At 44.4% G+C, this 16,700-nt stretch carries 13 protein-coding genes; all 13 read left to right on the forward strand.

Features of this window, described 5'->3' with window-relative positions; translation table 11 throughout:
• Positions 1–13: 13 nt before the first annotated feature.
• The 13 genes from GL182_RS15895 (at position 14) to GL182_RS15955 (ending at position 16,557) form a co-directional block, all read left to right on the forward strand.
• Positions 14–1,483 carry a glycoside hydrolase family 130 protein gene (locus GL182_RS15895; RefSeq protein ID WP_163380759.1) on the forward strand — a complete coding sequence of 490 codons (1,470 nt, stop codon included), beginning with the start codon at positions 14–16 and terminating at the stop codon, positions 1,481–1,483.
• Between the two features lie 207 nt (positions 1,484–1,690).
• Positions 1,691–2,656, forward strand: a complete 966-nt coding sequence (locus tag GL182_RS15900; RefSeq protein WP_163380760.1) for a bestrophin family protein — start codon at positions 1,691–1,693, stop codon at positions 2,654–2,656.
• Positions 2,657–2,788: 132 nt separating this feature from the next.
• Positions 2,789–3,358: a hypothetical protein gene (locus GL182_RS15905; RefSeq protein WP_163380761.1), complete on the forward strand. Its 570-nt coding sequence runs from the start codon at positions 2,789–2,791 to the stop codon at positions 3,356–3,358.
• 32 nt (positions 3,359–3,390) lie between these two features.
• Entirely contained in the window at positions 3,391–4,011 is a 621-nt protein-coding gene (pncA, locus tag GL182_RS15910; protein WP_163380762.1) for a bifunctional nicotinamidase/pyrazinamidase, read from the forward strand.
• Between the two features lie 160 nt (positions 4,012–4,171).
• Positions 4,172–7,528 carry a BTAD domain-containing putative transcriptional regulator gene (locus tag GL182_RS15915; RefSeq protein ID WP_163380763.1) on the forward strand — a complete coding sequence of 1,119 codons (3,357 nt, stop codon included), beginning with the start codon at positions 4,172–4,174 and terminating at the stop codon, positions 7,526–7,528.
• Between the two features lie 112 nt (positions 7,529–7,640).
• Positions 7,641–8,426, forward strand: coding sequence for a methyltransferase domain-containing protein (locus GL182_RS15920; RefSeq protein ID WP_163380764.1), 786 nt, complete (start codon positions 7,641–7,643; stop codon positions 8,424–8,426).
• Positions 8,427–8,513: 87 nt separating this feature from the next.
• The gene (locus tag GL182_RS15925; protein ID WP_163380765.1) at positions 8,514–8,903 is read left to right on the forward strand and encodes a group I truncated hemoglobin; all 390 of its coding nucleotides are present in this window, start codon (positions 8,514–8,516) and stop codon (positions 8,901–8,903) included.
• 39 nt (positions 8,904–8,942) lie between these two features.
• The gene (locus GL182_RS15930; protein ID WP_163380766.1) at positions 8,943–10,346 is read left to right on the forward strand and encodes an FAD-binding oxidoreductase; all 1,404 of its coding nucleotides are present in this window, start codon (positions 8,943–8,945) and stop codon (positions 10,344–10,346) included.
• Between the two features lie 148 nt (positions 10,347–10,494).
• Positions 10,495–13,236: a hypothetical protein gene (locus GL182_RS15935; RefSeq protein ID WP_163380767.1), complete on the forward strand. Its 2,742-nt coding sequence runs from the start codon at positions 10,495–10,497 to the stop codon at positions 13,234–13,236.
• Positions 13,237–13,260: 24 nt separating this feature from the next.
• Positions 13,261–14,229 carry a hypothetical protein gene (locus GL182_RS15940; RefSeq protein WP_163380768.1) on the forward strand — a complete coding sequence of 323 codons (969 nt, stop codon included), beginning with the start codon at positions 13,261–13,263 and terminating at the stop codon, positions 14,227–14,229.
• 115 nt (positions 14,230–14,344) lie between these two features.
• Positions 14,345–14,920: a peroxiredoxin family protein gene (locus tag GL182_RS15945; protein WP_163380769.1), complete on the forward strand. Its 576-nt coding sequence runs from the start codon at positions 14,345–14,347 to the stop codon at positions 14,918–14,920.
• 19 nt (positions 14,921–14,939) lie between these two features.
• Positions 14,940–15,386: a protein-disulfide reductase DsbD domain-containing protein gene (locus tag GL182_RS15950; RefSeq protein ID WP_163380770.1), complete on the forward strand. Its 447-nt coding sequence runs from the start codon at positions 14,940–14,942 to the stop codon at positions 15,384–15,386.
• A 103-nt stretch (positions 15,387–15,489) separates the two neighbouring features.
• Positions 15,490–16,557 carry a hypothetical protein gene (locus GL182_RS15955; protein WP_163380771.1) on the forward strand — a complete coding sequence of 356 codons (1,068 nt, stop codon included), beginning with the start codon at positions 15,490–15,492 and terminating at the stop codon, positions 16,555–16,557.
• Positions 16,558–16,700: the final 143 nt, after the last annotated feature.

The following is a 16,700-nucleotide window of genomic DNA, read 5'->3' on the forward strand; positions in this document are numbered from 1 at the left end:
AACAAAACAGAACATGTACAAAAGGACATTAAGTAGACCAAAGGTCAAAAGAAACAGGATAAAAATCGTCCGTAACAGCTCCCGTGTCATTACCCGGGCACATATTCCCGATATTTCCCGCATACCTAAAATAATTGGCAGGGTGCTGAAGCTGTCGGAAGAAAGCGCTGAAGATTTGCTGTTGCATATCAACCATCATTTTCTAGCTCGTCACAAGGACATTGAAAGCATTTTTACAAGAAACTACGGTAAAGTGTGCCAATATATTCCTGAGCAACCGGAGTTGAGCAAAACCAAAAAATTGCTGATAGGAGCTTTTTTTACCATGGAATACTCTATTGAATCAGCCGCCCTGTTCAATCCTTCCATTGTACCCCATCCCAACCAGGAAGGCCTTCCTGAAGGAGCCATTCGCTTTGTGATGAGTCTCCGGGCTACAGGAGAAGGACACATTTCCTCCATTGTCTTTAGAAGCGGTACCATTAAGGCAGATCATACCTTTTTAATCAACCAGGTAAGTGAATATGTAGATACACCCCGAATCAGACATGATCAGTCCTACGATAGGCATTTATTTCAGCTCAAACTTGAGAGCATGCATGCCTGGAATGAAACAAGTATCATGGTTTTTGAAAATTTAGAAACTGCCTTCACCTTTGAAGAGTTAAAAAGCTGTATTGTAGCTCTTCAGGTGAATACTGAAAATACCATTGATAAAGAAGCCATTAAAAATATTTATTGGCTTGCCGATTCCAATTATTTTATTAGGTTTGAACCCGATCATGATATTTCCGAACATGTGATTTTCCCTTTATCGGAGAATGAAATCAGGGGAATAGAAGATGCCCGGTTTGTGAAATTTGTAGACGAAAAGGGTAAGATCACCTATTATGCGACCTACACCGCATACAATGGGGTTTGCATACTGCCCCAGCTTCTGGAAACGAAAGATTTTATAAATTTTGACATCATCACTTTAAATGGCAAAGCCGCTCAAAACAAGGGTATGGCGCTCTTTCCACGTAAAGTCAATGGAAAATATGCCATGCTATCCAGAATAGATGGAGAAAACAATTATATCATGTTTTCAGATCATTTGCATTTTTGGGATGAAGCGATAATTATTCAGCAGCCTGCCATGCCCTGGGAATTCTTTCAGATTGGAAATTGCGGATCTCCTTTGGAATTAGATGAAGGCTGGCTGGTACTTACCCATGGTGTAGGCGCCATGAGGCAGTATTTCATAGGAGCCATTTTACTTGATCTGGAAGATCCAACGAAAATCATTTCCCGATTGGAGGAGCCCTTGCTCACGCCAAACGAGGAAGAGCGCGAGGGCTATGTGCCCAATGTGGTTTATTCCTGCGGAGCCATGATCCACAATGACCGCCTGATTGTTCCCTATGCCATGTCCGACATCACTTCTGGGATTGCAACGGTCGGCATAAGCGAGTTGTTGGCTTACATGAAACCCTGCTCTTGAAGGTGCCTGGGGTAATGGTTTTGAGCCAAAGGCTGCCAGGTTGAAGGGTAATGGATTAAATACCAGGCAAATCCAAACATAACCCTCCTCGGGCCTTTTCCTGGGATGAATAAGAATAAATATTTAAAGAATTTTAAGCGCCACTTTCTAAAGGGTATGATTATTGGGTATTGATTCGGCATTAAAAACTCACTTTGTGCTAACCTCATGATCGTCAGAAGAAACCTCAAACTCAGTTCCATTCTTTTTTATACCTGGAGGCAATTACTGTACTATCTGCTACTTTCGTCTAGCATTTACATTTTGCATTACAAATTCCAGGTGTTGTTTTTTGATATTCCCTCATACACCATTACAGCCCTGGGAACTGCCCTGGCCATCTTTTTGGGTTTCAAAAACAACAATGCTTATGATCGCTGGTGGGAAGCCAGGAAAATCTGGGGTCTGATGGTCAATTACAGCAGGGCATGGACCAGGCAAGTGAAAACCTTCATCATTTCCAAGGCACAGGATGATTTAAAGGAAGTAAATGATTTTCAGCAACAAATGGCTTACCGGCACATCGCTTTTGTAAAAGCGCTGAGGGTATTCCTGCGCCAAAAGCATGATTATAACCACACCGGTCAAAAGGAACTGGTCAAGGACAACAACACCTTTTTGGATGTCAAACCATTTTTGTCGCGAAATGAATACCAGGAATTTATCAGCAAAGATAATCCACCCAATTTCTTGATCCATCAGCAAGGTGAAGCCCTCCGGACGGCGTACCAGAAAGGATGGCTTTCTGATTACCGCTTTGTAAAAATGGAGGAGACATTGGTGGATTTTAATGACATACAAGGAAAATGCGAGCGGATTAAAAATACGCCTCTCCCCAGACAATATTCATTTTTTTCCAGGGTTTTTGTGATGATACATTGTACCTTATTACCAATGGTGTTTATCAGCGAATTGGGTTGGAAAACCATCCCCATAGCCGTGACAGTTTCATTTGTATTTTTAGCCCTTGACTTGATTGGAGATCGTACGGAAGATCCCTTTGAAAACCGACTGGAAGATACCCCCCTGACTTCCCTGGGCATCACCATAGAGACAAACGTGAGGGAGCAACTCAAGGAAGATCCTGATAAATTTCCCCAAAAATATGTGGTTGAAAACGGAGTGGTACTTTAAAGTAGATCCCAATGAACGAATAGGCATATCCATTTTTATGGAGTTTATTTTAGCTCCTTGAATCCCTGCCGAAGATTTGATCAAAAAGAAATTCTTTTAATATTTCAGGAGGATTTTTGTAATTTGTCCCTCATGAATTACCTAGGCAGCTGCTTCCTGACCGGCCTGATTACCTTATCAGGTTTATTTGCTTTTAATTCACTTTCAAGAGATGAATTGACCATCGTTAATTTGAACATCCGCTATGACAATCCGGAAGATGGCAAAAACAAATGGGAAAACAGGACACCTATAGTTCGTTCCTTTTTTAACCAATCTACTCCTGACCTTATCGGTTTTCAGGAAGTGACCCACCGGCAGCTAAAAAACCTGGAAACCATGTTACCAGCTTATGGATGGGTGGGTAGAGGCAGAAAGGAAGGGCTAATGGGAGGTGAGTACAATCCCATTTTTTACCGTAAAGATCGGTTTAAGCTGTTGGAAAATGTGGAATTTGTAGCGGAAAATGTGATTTCTGCAGGGGCTACTGGTAATGGATTTGAAGAAAACTGGAAGGAAAGACCCCCCGATGCTGTGGATTATATTTTTGTCAATCCCCAATTTAAAGTCAGAATTTACCAGGTGGATAAAATCATCGAGAAGGGTGTTTTCATTGCTGACCATTGGCCTGTTGTCGCTAAAATGGCATTTTCTAGCCCATAGATGAATTGAATAAACGATTTAAAAACAATGATATGAATAGAATGGATGCATTACTGATTATTGATGTTCAAAATGACTTTATTCCGGGTGGTTCATTGGCTGTGCCTGGTGGAGATGAAATCGTGCCGGTGATTAATGGCCTGATGGACAGGTTTGAGCTGGTGGTGGCCACCCAGGACTGGCACCCTAAGGACCACATAAGTTTTGCTTCCAACCACCAAGGCAAAAAGCCCTTCGAACAAATAGTACATCTGGGCCTGGATCAAATCCTCTGGCCGGACCATTGTGTGCAGGGAACACCAGGAGCAGGCTTTCATCCAGAGTTGAATGTCAATCCCATTGAGGCCATCATCCGGAAAGGAATGGATCCGGATATTGACAGCTACAGCGGATTTTACGACAATGGCCACAAAAAAAGTACGGGCCTTACAGGATATTTGAAAGAAAAGGGCAGTCCGGTGCTTTATTGTTGTGGATTGGCGGCGGATGTATGTGTTTATTTTACCATAAAAGATGCTTTGAAAGCAGGCTTTCAGGTTAAATTAATCGCTGATGCCACCCGGGCTTTGGATAATGAGAAGTTTTCCAAAATGAAAAAAGAACTGATGGAGCTGGGGATGGAATCGGTGGAAAATACAGACCTCACCTTTTAGGCGGGTTCCAGGTCCAGCTGTGCCCGAAATCGGTTCACTTTACATTAAAATGTCTAAACTGCGCCGGATTGACAATGAGCCTATTTTTTGTTACATTGGGTTAATCGGTTGATTATCATCGTCTTCATCCTAAGGTTGAATTCAGCAAAAAGATCGGGTCATGACTTCACCAGCAGCACTTTTATCTCCTACCTTAAAAATAAAACTCCTTGGTGGGTTTGCAGTTCATATTGAGGGGCAAATGCTTTCCAGTTCGGCCATCAAGGGCAGAAAAGCCAGGTCCTTACTTAAGCTGCTGGCACACCAACGGCAATATCAGATGGTAAGGGATCATGCCGTAGATATTTTATGGCCTGAATTGGAAGCGGATGCAGCCAATGCACAATTGTATAAAGCCCTTTACCATATTCGAAAAGCCTTTGCAAAACACCATAAAGATGCGGGAAATTGGATTGGGATTACCGATGAACTCATAAAGGTCTCTCCTCCAGGGGGATTGGTTACTGATACAGCACTTTTCACCCAATCAGCTCGAATAGGACTAAGGGATAAAAATACAGCTGAACTGGAAAATGCTTTGTCATATTATTCCGGTGACTTTCTTCCCATGGACCGCTATTCGGATTGGGCTTCCTTTCCTCGGGAGCATTATCGTCAACTTTACCTGGATGTGCTTACCTCCTTGGCAGAAGCCTATGAAAATCAAGGCGACCTTTCTGAAGCTGCTGAATTGATGCGTCTTGCCTTGGATAAAGAGCCGACATTGGAAACCGCCCATGGTCAGTTGATGCGAATTTTTGTTAAGATGGAGCAGCCGACCCGAGCTTTTCGTCAATATGAAGTTTGCCGGCAGACCCTTCGGGATGAACTGGGCATTAGCCCTTCACCAAATACCAGGAAAATCCTGGATGATGTGGCCGAAGTAAAACTCCGGGAAAAGAAGGAAGCAAGTTCAAATGGAACTTCCGGTTCTAGTTCCTCCTCACCCCTTATCGGACGGGCTGAAGCCTGTGCCGCCTTAGATCAAAGTCTTGAAGACTTAAGCAAAGGAGTGGGCGGATGCATGGCCATATGCGGAGGAGCAGGTCTGGGTAAAACCCGTTTGGTCGAGGAATTCCTCCTGCAAGCCCGGGAAAAAAGATTAAATGTCTTTATGGGAAGTACCCATTCTGACCGGGGGAATAGGCTATACGGACCCTTCATTGATTTGTTCGAAGAGATTATCAGCCATCAATCTGGATTGAAAAATATTCTCCCCAATGAATTGGGACGCCTTATACCAGGTTTCGCCGGAAGGACCCAAACTTTAGCCCTAGGAGACAAACGGGCTACTAAAGGATATCTCTTTGCCCAGGTGCACCGGTTTTTTTGCCAACTTTCGCTGGCAGGTCCTGTTATCATCATTTTGGAAGACCTGCATGCTGCCGACCGTGCGAGCAATGATCTGTTGGCTTATTTGATTGAGCACCGGGGTCGGATGCCCCTCCTTTATGTCCTGACTTTCCGAAATGAAAGAGGGCAGCCTTTATCCGGCCTGTTAGCTGATTTGCAGGGTCATTTAGGAGAGTTAATCGAACTTGGTCCATTTACCTATGAAGAACACATCCAATTGCTCCAATCCCAGGATGAAAATGGAACTTTACCTAAGGAATTGGCCGATATTATTTATCAACTTGCCGAAGGAAATCCTTTTTATGCCCTGGAGCTTTTTTTTCATTACAGGGGAAATGGCAATAGGTTCCTTTCCGAAAAGTTGGAAGGCCATGAATTACCATCCGCTGCAGCAGGTACCCAAAAAATTCCACCCTCCATTTCCAAAATTCTTAAGCAGAAGCTGGAGAGTCACTCGCCTGCCGCCCGGCAATTGCTGTTTATTGCGGCAGTATTAGGGCGACAGGTACCTTACAAAATGCTGTCATCGATGTGGAAGGTCGAAAATAACGATGGCCTATTTAATGCGCTTGAGGAGGTCCTCCGGTCCAGGATATTGGAAGAGAACGGTCTTGATTATACTTTTAGGCATGCTCTGGATCAGGAAACCATCTATGCATCCATTGGTGAGGCCCATCGGCAAATGTTACATCAAAGAGTAGCGGAAATGATTGTTGAAATGTCATCTGATACCACTGAATCACCTGCTGAATTAATTGCCTGGCATTATCTGGGGGCCAAAGATTGGATGGAGGCCGCCCACTATCTATTAGCTGCCGGAAGACGTGCCGATAATGTTTATGCCCATGAAAATGCACTTCAGCGTTACAGGGAAGCCTACGATGTAATCAATAAAGAAATTCAGGCCTGCGGGAACAAGGTCGGGGATGCCAAAGCATTGAAGGCTGAAATAATGGAGCGTACCGGTGATGTTTACCGTGCCTCGGGCCAGCTTGGGAAGAGTTACGAAGCTTATGAAGAAGCCCTTTCCCTTGACGAATGCGTACCCATACAAGACCAGGAATTACAGGAACTTCATCGGAAAATGGCCGTCGCTGCGATTTTTCGGAAGGATAGTAAAACCTCAAAAAAGCATTTGGACAAAGCATGCGCACTTCAGACAAATGAGCCCGGCACTCAGGAACGCCTGTTGATTACCAAAGCGCTTTATCTATGGAACGTCAACCGATTGGATGAAGCTTATGGTATGGCCCAAAAAGCATTTTGGGGGGCTAAAGAAGCGGGTATGGAGGCAGAAGCCTCGCAAGCCTGCGAGATCCTGGCGATGACATGTCTTCCGCTTCGCCGTTTTAAGGAAGGCTTAAAATATGAAGAGGAACTTGAAATCCTTGGCTGGTCCCCGGAAATTCTTCTGGCAAACGATTTGCACCGGTGCTTGGGGGAGTTTCATATTGACACAAATCAACCTTTACAGAAACCACAATCATTATCTGAGCGGGTTTCTTTTCAGGTGGACGGTTTACGGTCCGTTTCTTTTAAAAAAATGACTGCGCAGGAAGGTTCTCCAGCAAGGATGGCCTATTCACATGCCCGGAAAGGTGTACTTCTTACCTTGACAGGAAACAAAGCATTGGGTTGGCAAACCGTACAGGACGGCTTTGTTTATGCCATGCAGGCCGGGGTGGGAGATCATTGCCTGCGAAGGCTTTATGCCATTGGAATCTGGAACAGAGTGGAAGCCCATGACCTTGAACAGGTGGGGGTATTGATTGAAAACACGGAAAAACTGCTGGCCCAATCAGCACCCTGCCCAGCCTGTATTTTGGAACTCTATCCCTGGTTTTCCTATTATTTTTTACAAATAAGGGAGTTGGGGAAGGCCCAGGAATGTTGTAAAGCCATCGCTGAACACTCAAAAAAGACAAGTAATCCCACTGGCAGAGCGATGACAGCGATGATCAAATCCAGCTTTTGTGCAGCCCAAATGAATTGGGAGCAAGCAGGGGAATTCAAGAAAAAATCCCGAAGGATTTTGGAAAATGAAGTTCCGGAAGCCGTTAAACCTGCGATCGCAGACTACCTTAAACTAATGGCTGAACAACAGCGAACCCTTCAACCGATTTAGGAATTTTTCAGAAATCCGGGTTGCTACATTTTTCATCATTCAAACCGGAAGAAAACCGGAAGATTTGATTGGTAGTTTTGGGGAAAATCAAAAATCCATAAAACTACTAGTTATGCCTATTTCAAATACAAAATTAGATGAAGCATCGGTGTTTCATGCCGTAAAAGAAATGTATGAGGAAGTAGCCGTAAAACCTGAAAAGGGCTTTCATTTCCCAACGGGAAGAAACTCCTGCCTTTTCCTGGGCTATCCGGAGGAGGTGCTGAACGCCATTCCAGACACTGCCATAGAATCTTTTGCGGGTGTTGGCTATCCATTTATGGCCGATGTAATCCGACAGGGACAAACTGTAGCCGATATTGGTTCCGGTTCTGGTACCGATGTGCTGATTGCAGCCCTCAAAACGGGACCGGATGGTCAGGTTTTCGGCTTAGATATGACTGATGAAATGATTGCCAAGGCACAGAAAAACATCAAAAATGCCGGTATCCGCCAGGCCAAAATTATCAAAGGCCGGGCCGACAAGGTGCCTTTGGAGGAGGCATCTGTAGATGTGGTAATCAGTAACGGTGTGTTCAATTTGGTACCTGATAAAGAAAAGGCCTTCCGCGAAGCCTTTCGAATCCTGAAGCCGGGAGGCCAGCTTCAAATTGCAGACATCGTCCTTTCTAAACCGGTTTCCGAGACGTCGAAATCCAATCCCCAGCTCTGGGCAGAGTGTATTGTCGGCGCTGAACCGGTAGATCGCTATTTGGAAATTATCCGGTCGGCAGGGTTCGGGAATGTAACCGTAATCGACCGTTTAGACTATTTCGACCGCAGTTCCAACGAAGGAACAAAAAAAGCCGCAAAAGGACTTGGAGCACATACTATCGTACTGACCGGAGAAAAAAATTAAATCTTGACAGTATCTATCAGACAGAACGATTGGGTGCCCCATTCAGACCGAAAAAACCTATTATTTTAAAATTAAAATTAGATAATTATGGAACCGAACACAAAGAACCAATCTCTATACGAGAGATTGGGAAAAGCCCAGGGCATTTCAGCATTGGTTGATGATATTATAAAGGCACATATGGCTAACGCTGAAATAAAAGCTCGCTTTTTACCCTACAAGGAAGACCCTGATAATTTGGAAGAAATCAAAAGCCACCTGGCAAATTTTCTTTGTGCCGGAAGTGGTGGCCCGGAACAATACACGGGCAGGGACATGCCTGCTGCCCATAAGGGAATGAACATCAGCGAAGCTGAATATTTAGCTGCAACGGATGATATTATGATGGTATTAAAACAACATGGGATATATGAGGAATCCCAAAAGGAGGTGCTTGCAGTAGTTTATTCCCTTAAGGAGGAAATTGTCAGGCTTTAATTACGGAAAGGAATTTTAGGATCAGTGAAAAAACCAACCATGAATACTCAGAAAATCAATGAAGAACAAGTTATCGAACTAAAATCTCAAACTAGGGGCGAAGTAATTTTGCCGGAGGATGCCCAATATGACGAAGTGCGTGCCCTATACAATGGGATGATCGATAAATGCCCTGCGATGATTGTGCGGTGCAAAAATTCCGGAGATGTCATCTATTCAGTGAATTTCGCCCGAGAACATGAATTATTGTTGGCCATCCGTAGTGGAGGGCACAACGGTCCCGGTCTTGGTACCTGTGATGGCGGAATGATGATTGACCTTTCCTTGATGACAGGGATTCAGGTTGACCCTGAAGATCGTACTGCCACCGTAGAAGCCGGGTGTACCTGGGGGGATGTGGACCATGCGACTCATGCTTTTGGATTGGCCACGGTCAGCGGGGTAATCTCCACCACGGGCGTAGGCGGGCTTACCCTTGGGGGAGGGCACGGTTATTTGACCCGGCAATATGGGCTGACCATTGACAACTTGTTGGAAGCGGATGTGGTCCTCGCTGATGGGCGTTTTGTGAAAGCTAGCGAAGATAGAAACGAAGACTTGTTTTGGGCCCTTCGTGGTGGAGGGGGTAATTTTGGGATTGTAACCTCCTTTAAATTCAAATTACATCCGGTAGATACGGTCATTGCAGGGCCTTTATTCTGGCCGCTAGACCAACTGGAAACCACCCTAAAATGGTACAGGGATTGGCTGCCCAAGGCGCCGGAAGCTATCGGCTCATTCTTTTTGGTGGCTGAAATTCCTTCGGCACCTCCTTTCCCTGAATCGGTACAGGGCAAGAAAGTATGTGGGCTGATGTGGTGCCATACGGGCTCATTGGAAGAAAGCGAACGGGCGATTCAGGAAGCCCGGGAGGTGGCCGAGCCTCTATTCGAGCACACGGGTCCCATGCCTTATCCCGCCTTACAAAGCTTGTTCGATGTATTCTATCCTAAGGGTGACCAATGGTACTGGAAAGGCGATTATGTCAACGAAATAAGCGATGAAGCCATTGCCGAACACCTGCGTTTTGCAGAAGTACCGACTCCGCAATCCTGCATGCACCTCTATCCCATTAATGGAGCTGTACACCGGATGGATAAGCATGAAACAGCTTGGAGTAAGCGGGATGCCAATTGGTCGATGGTGATTGTTGGGGTGGATGCTGACCCTAAAAACAAAAAAAGAATAGCCAATTGGGCCCGGGATTATTGGGAAGCCCTGCATCCGCATTCGGCCGGAGGTTCCTACATCAACTTCCTGATGGAAGAAGGAGAAGAACGGATTCGTGGCACCTATGGTGATAATTATAACCGACTGGTGGAGATAAAAAACAAATACGATCCCGGGAATTTCTTTAGGGTAAACCAAAACATTCAACCAAAACCAGTGGAGTTAGACCGCTAAAGGTTTTCGAATTTTTTGAATTCCCGGTTTTCTTTTCCGGAGTCCCTGAAACGGACATGAATAAATAGATTCACTATAATGATTGAGCGAGATGAAGACAAAATTTTATTTTCCCAGTTGTTCAATATTGTTCGTTTTGATAGGCTGTATGCTCCAATCTTTAAATGCGCAGGAACGGATGCCGGTACAGCATTCCTTTCAAACCCTCCAACTTCTACTTCCTGAGCAGGAAAACCGACTTACCCAGGAGGAAGAGAAGTTACTTATCGAACAGTTAGTGGATAGGATGGAATACTGGAATGATCTTTCCAGAGAAAACGATTCTGGATGGAAAAAGGAGGCGCTGAAACACTTGGTTAGTTTTGGGGTGGAGGAAGTGGCAGGCTTTGCGGCCGGATCATCAATGCTGGGAAGGTACTCACGTTTAAGAGAACCTGTAGAGAGAGCAGGAGGCTGGCTTAGTGACAAAGTAACAACCCATCTTTTTGAAAAGGATGCTCAGGAATATGTCCGACAAAGGGATTTTAAAGTTCGGCAAACCTTTGAACTTACGGCCAATGCCATTGTGAAAGACCATTGTTCGGGGGACGTAGATTGTATGGATGCGGTTTTTAGGCAGGTTTTAGATGATCCCGATGTGCAGGAGCAAATTCTTGAAGCGGACGCGTTGGGAGCCTTTGATGAGGCCCAAACAAGGGCATACGTGAAAAATGCTCAGGAAAATTCGTTAAATAATTATGATGGGGCTATCATGGAAATTGACAACCTGTCGTCAACGGTCAATGCTGCGGTGTCTGATGTAAAGGCAACCGTGGTCACTAATTTTCAGGAGTTGATCCAAAACCAGGAACATTTTATCCATACCGCGGCCGAAATCATGCATTCCCAACAGGAAAATACCATTGCCCTGGCAAATCTTCAGGAGATTGTAACCAACAACCTGGAAAATATCGATACCAAAGTGGATAATATCACCGTAACACAGCAGGAAATCTTATTTATCTCCGAAGCGATTCAGGATGGAATAGTAGAAATCGATAGCAGAGTCATTGCCCTTTCCGAATCTTTTGAAGCTATGCGGAAGGAAGAAAAGATTGAAGAAATCCATCAAATTTTCGAGAATTCACCGATCAACAAAAAGATTGAGGCATTGGACAATGAAAACAGTGCCATCAGTATGCTTCTGGGAGAGGAGAAAAGACAAACCGTTCTAGAGAATTTAAGGAAAGTCAAAAAGGAGCAAGATATAATTAAAGCTACCGAGATTATCGGTAAGGCTGGAACAGTGGGCCGGGAGGCACTCAGTGTTTTTTGCCAGAGCCGGGACTGCCACCCTGAAATTGAAAAGAGCATCGACCTGGGTTTGGCACTTACCGATATCGTAGGCAATTTCACTGCTGGAAACTGGGCCAAGGCCAGCTTAACGGCCCTGGGCATATTTAAAGAACCGCAACCAGGTCCCGAATTAAAAATGCTCAACCAAATTAGTAAGCAATTGGAAGGTTTAGAGGCCAATATGAACCAGGGTTTTAAGAATGTGCATGAACACCTGTTTGCCCTTGAGGATAATCTGGGACAACGTCTTGATATCATTGATATAAAATTAGATCAGCTTTCCAGGGAATTGATCCAAACCCGCCAGGATATCTTACAAAGCCTGGGCCGTGTGGATACAAAATTAAACTATATTGTCAACCAAAATGAATGCATCAAGGACCTTATTCTGGAGGTAACCCTGGAGCAAAATCAAGACCTCTGCAGGTCCCCGGCAGAGACTTTTACCAAAAGGATCGCAAACGAAGAAATCTCGGATTATCAGGATCTGGAAAATTTCTTTCGGGGTGGATCCTGTGGAAGTTGTATTGCAGCGCTGTTAAAGGTAAAGGAACAGCCTCTTTCTCCTTTTTTCCGATATGTTGGGTGTAATCCGGAAGGAGAAAATAACAAAGCAGCCCCCAACCGGATATATGATTATGCCTTTAACAAACTCCTGGACGGAACAGGGACGAATAAAAATACGGTCCATTCACTTCTATTTGTTCCGAAAAATTTAAGGTTACTGGATTCATTGAAAAATGCGTTAAAACCTCTTGAAGACAGCATTACATTTGATCTAAAGAAAGAAGACAGCCATTATCGCAATTATGGCGCTGTTTTGGATTATGCCCAATATGTACTTACTCTATTTCCCTTTTTAGAGCTTTATGACGGTGGGAATTTGTTGCGCCCGGAGCAGATCCGTGAAAATCCCGGATTTTCTAAAGAACGTAGCCGGTTTTTGATCAGCAAGCTGGAAGGAACATTGGATCTTATTAATCATACCATTTTCCAGCAATCGCTGATGGCAGGCAACGGGGTATTGACTACCGTTGATCGCATGTTGGAGGAGGGTTCTTCCAGTTTTGATGAAAGTGGCGTTTACACCCTTCAGGATCTATTTTCCTATAATCCCTATTTTAGAAAAAATTATGCCGCTCATCTGCTTGACCAGGTAGTAGGTCTGGAGACAATAAAGGATATGCTTGATCATAACCGGATAAAAAAATCAGGCCAGAGACTAGTCATGAACGGATACAATATCCGGATCTTTGAAGAGGACAATGATTTGTTGTTTACCGTCAGTCTCACCAATTACGAGGAACCGGAACAACATATCACGTTATTCGACGGCTACCTTCCTGTAGCTGACGGCAAGATCGATGAGGAGACCTATCAAAGAAATCTGGAATTTGCTTACCCCTCTTCCATCACCGAACTATCCGAAATGAAAAACCTGGTAATCGATAGGTTGGGAGAAATGCGGATGGTTACCTCGTCAGACCTTGATCAGGAAAACATTGAACTTTCCCGAGCAGAATTAGCTGATTTGATTGTATTATTCAGGCAATGAAATAAGCCTTCAATACCTAAAATAATGACGAAAATGATGTTGATGCCGATAAATTTCTTTTATCTATGCCTATTGGTATTTGGATTGTCCATACCCTGGAATTCAGCCTCCTTCTTTGAGGACGGCATTAAGCTTTTTCCAGAGAAGGTTCCCCAGGAAATTTCGTCCAAAGAAACCAAACTGACCCTGGATCAGGACATGGCAGATTACATTAATACCCAGGCAAAGTTGGATAATGCCGATCAGGTAATCCTCATTGCAGATTCTATCTTAGCTACCCAGAAAGTAACTATTAGGGAAGTAGATTTAATCATGGTTTCCAATTATTTCAGTACCGATGGAAACCAGGTAGAAATCCTTCCCGCCCCAACAAATACAGAACGAAGTGGAATTTCAGGTAAAAATGGCAAGGAGGTTCAAATTATAGCCAAACATATCGGGGAGGCCGAATTTCACCTGCCCGGCATGGACGGAACAGATGGTAGGGATGGCAGCAATGGAAAAAGCGGAAAGAAAAGTGAAGTGAAGAAACATGGAGATGTAAGTAAAGGCACTGCAGGTAAAGACGGGCAGGACGGAGGAAATGGTGGGAAAGGTGGCCAATTGATCCTGCATGCCGGGAATGAGGATTATACGGTACGTTTGACCGCACCAGGGGGGAGTGCTGGGGCAGGAGGTAGAGGAGGTACAGGGGGGACCACCTTCATTTGGGCGTTTACAAAACCACCAAAGAAATCCAAAAATCCAGATCCCGGACGGCCTGACCCCGGAGGGGGTGTTCAGATTCAAAGCCAAAATAACCGGTCAGCCATTAAAGGCACGAAGGAAAAGGATGGGCAAAATGGCAAAAGAGGAAGAAACGGATTGGATGGAGAAAAGGAAATAGAGGTGCTGTCCGATCAACAATTTGCAGGAATGGTCCGCAGATATTATCATTTTGATTGGCAAAATTTAGATCGGACAGGCTGGCAAATTATTTTCAGAAAAAAGTAAGAAATCCTAATAATACCAAGGCAATTCAATATTCCATAAAGGGTTGATAACTGGAACTTTATAAATTTATTGTGTACATTTATTATAGCTTTCAATTCCATAAAGACATATAATTATGACTTTAAGAATAATTTCCATTTCGTTGGTTGTCTTGTTATTCGCCTCAGCCGGTTTGGTAGATAATGGCGCAATAGCACAAGGCAAAGAAGAGGTATCGGTGGATGGAAGCAGTGCCCCTGAATTCAGCCTCCCAGACCTGAAAGGGGAGCAAGTAAGCTCAGATGATTACAAGGGGAAATACGTGGTGATCCATATCGCCACGACCTGGTGCCCTTTTTGTAATGCGGAAGCCCCCCATTTGGAACAACTCAATCAGGATTACGAGGATAAGAACGTCAAAGTACTGATCATTGACGTCAAAGAACCCAAAGATTTAGTGAAAACCAAGTTGAAAGATCGTTTTAACCTCTCTTTTCCGGTGCTATTGGATTCTGACGGGTCTGTGGCGGCAAGTTTTGCTCCTGAAGGTGTGCTTCCCGATTTGGCCCGTGATGAGGTCATGCTGGCATCCAATATTTTGATCGATCCCGATGGAAAAATTCAATTCTTTTCCCTCTTGGACTCCCAAAACTTTGATGCGAAATTGGTGGATTTAAAGGCCAAACTCGATGAATTACTTGCCTCGGAATAACATCCTTATATTTTATTTTTTGATTTTACCTTTTACTGCTTTTGCACAAGTTGAGGAACGCAGGTTTGTGGAATTAAAATCCGAGCCGGAACTAAGGTTGGCACCGGGTGAGCAAAACCAATTGATAGTTTCCTTTCTTATCAAAGAGGGTTACCATATTCAGGCAAACCGGGTTAAAGATGAAAACCTTATTCCTACTAAATTATCCTTTGAATCGGCTGAAGGTTTACGTATTGGGGATCCAGTTTATCCTCAAGCTGATGAATTCAGGATGGAAGGTGTCAAAGAACCTCTGGCTGTATTTGGAGACACCTTGAAAATCCAGCTTCCGGTCAAATTAATAAATACGATGGGGAAGCAGCGGTTCCTTATCAAGGGGCAATTTTATTACCAGCCTTGTGATGCTTCCAAATGTTATTATCCCCGTGAGTTTGATTTTAACCTGAGTATACGGGTGAAGCAATGAGGATAATTTTGCCATAATAGTAGTAAAGGAAATGGTCATCCCCTTCCCTATAAAGATATTCTATCCACCTTATGATATCGATTATTTGTGATACCTTTTGACTATGAACAAGTTATTTTGGTTGCTTCAGTTGATGATCCATTGTACTGCCTATTCGCAAGGAATCCATAAAGGCAGCTTTGTCAAAGGGATCTATGGCAATCCGGAAAGGATCCTTGAGGCAGGCTACGCGTTTGACGAATTGGGGGTGAATGCCGTTTTTGTCAGAAGGTCCTCATTAAATCAGGAATTTTATCAACAAGCCAAAGCCCAAGGATGTAAGGTATTCGTGGAATTCCCTACACTTAATGGCAAGGGCTACATCGAAGGCCATCCTGAAGCCTGGCCCATCAATGAAAAGGGTGAGCAGGCCGCTCCAGCCGATTGGTTTATGGGGGTTTGTCCGACCGACCCCGGTTTCCAGACCTACAGGGCCCAACAGCTCAGGGAAACCCTCGGTAACTATATGGTAGATGGTGTTTTTCTAGATTACCTGCATTGGCATGCCCAATTCGAAACGGAGGAGCCCCTGCTGCCAGAAACCTGTTTTTGTGACCGATGTACCCGATTATTTGAAAAGGCCAGTGGCATTCATATTCCAGCAGAAGAAATAGCAAACAGGGCCCAATGGATTCTGGCCAATCAGGAATCCGCCTGGAGGGACTGGCGAAATGGTATTTTGAATGGGTGGGTGACCGATATGGGTAAAATCCTGAAGGAAAACCAACCCGAAGCACTTTTAGGAGCCTTTTATTGTGCCTGGTTTCCGGAAGACCATGGAGCGGCTTTGTTCAACACCCTGGGCATTGATGTGACTTCTTTGGCCAAACGGGTGGATGTATTGGCTCCCATGCTTTTTCACCGGATGTATGGCCGGCCGGTATCCTGGGCGGGAGATTACCTGGAATGGCTGGACAAGATCATGGATTCGCCAAGGCCACTGGTCTGGCCCATAGTCCAGGCGCACAACAAACCCGGTGTCGTAACTCCCAAGGAATTTGAAAAGGCCCTGCGAGAAGGATCCCGGGCACCTGCCTCCGGTATCATGATGTTTTCCGAACAGTCGCTCTTGGAAAATCCTGCAAAATTAAAGGTGATGCAGGACTATTACCGGAACAAAGGGCGTCAGTAGGAAATGCAATTTAAAAAAAGTAGGGTTAGACCGGTACTTTTTTGCGACCGTTGTACCGATAACTTGATGAGGAAAATCTTAGGAATTTAAAGCTGAGGCAGAAATTAAACAATGATAAAAATACAAATACCAAACAGGGGTTT

Origin of the sequence: Cyclobacterium sp. SYSU L10401 (genome assembly GCF_010993705.1) — a bacterium.
Lineage (GTDB): Bacteria > Bacteroidota > Bacteroidia > Cytophagales > Cyclobacteriaceae > Cyclobacterium.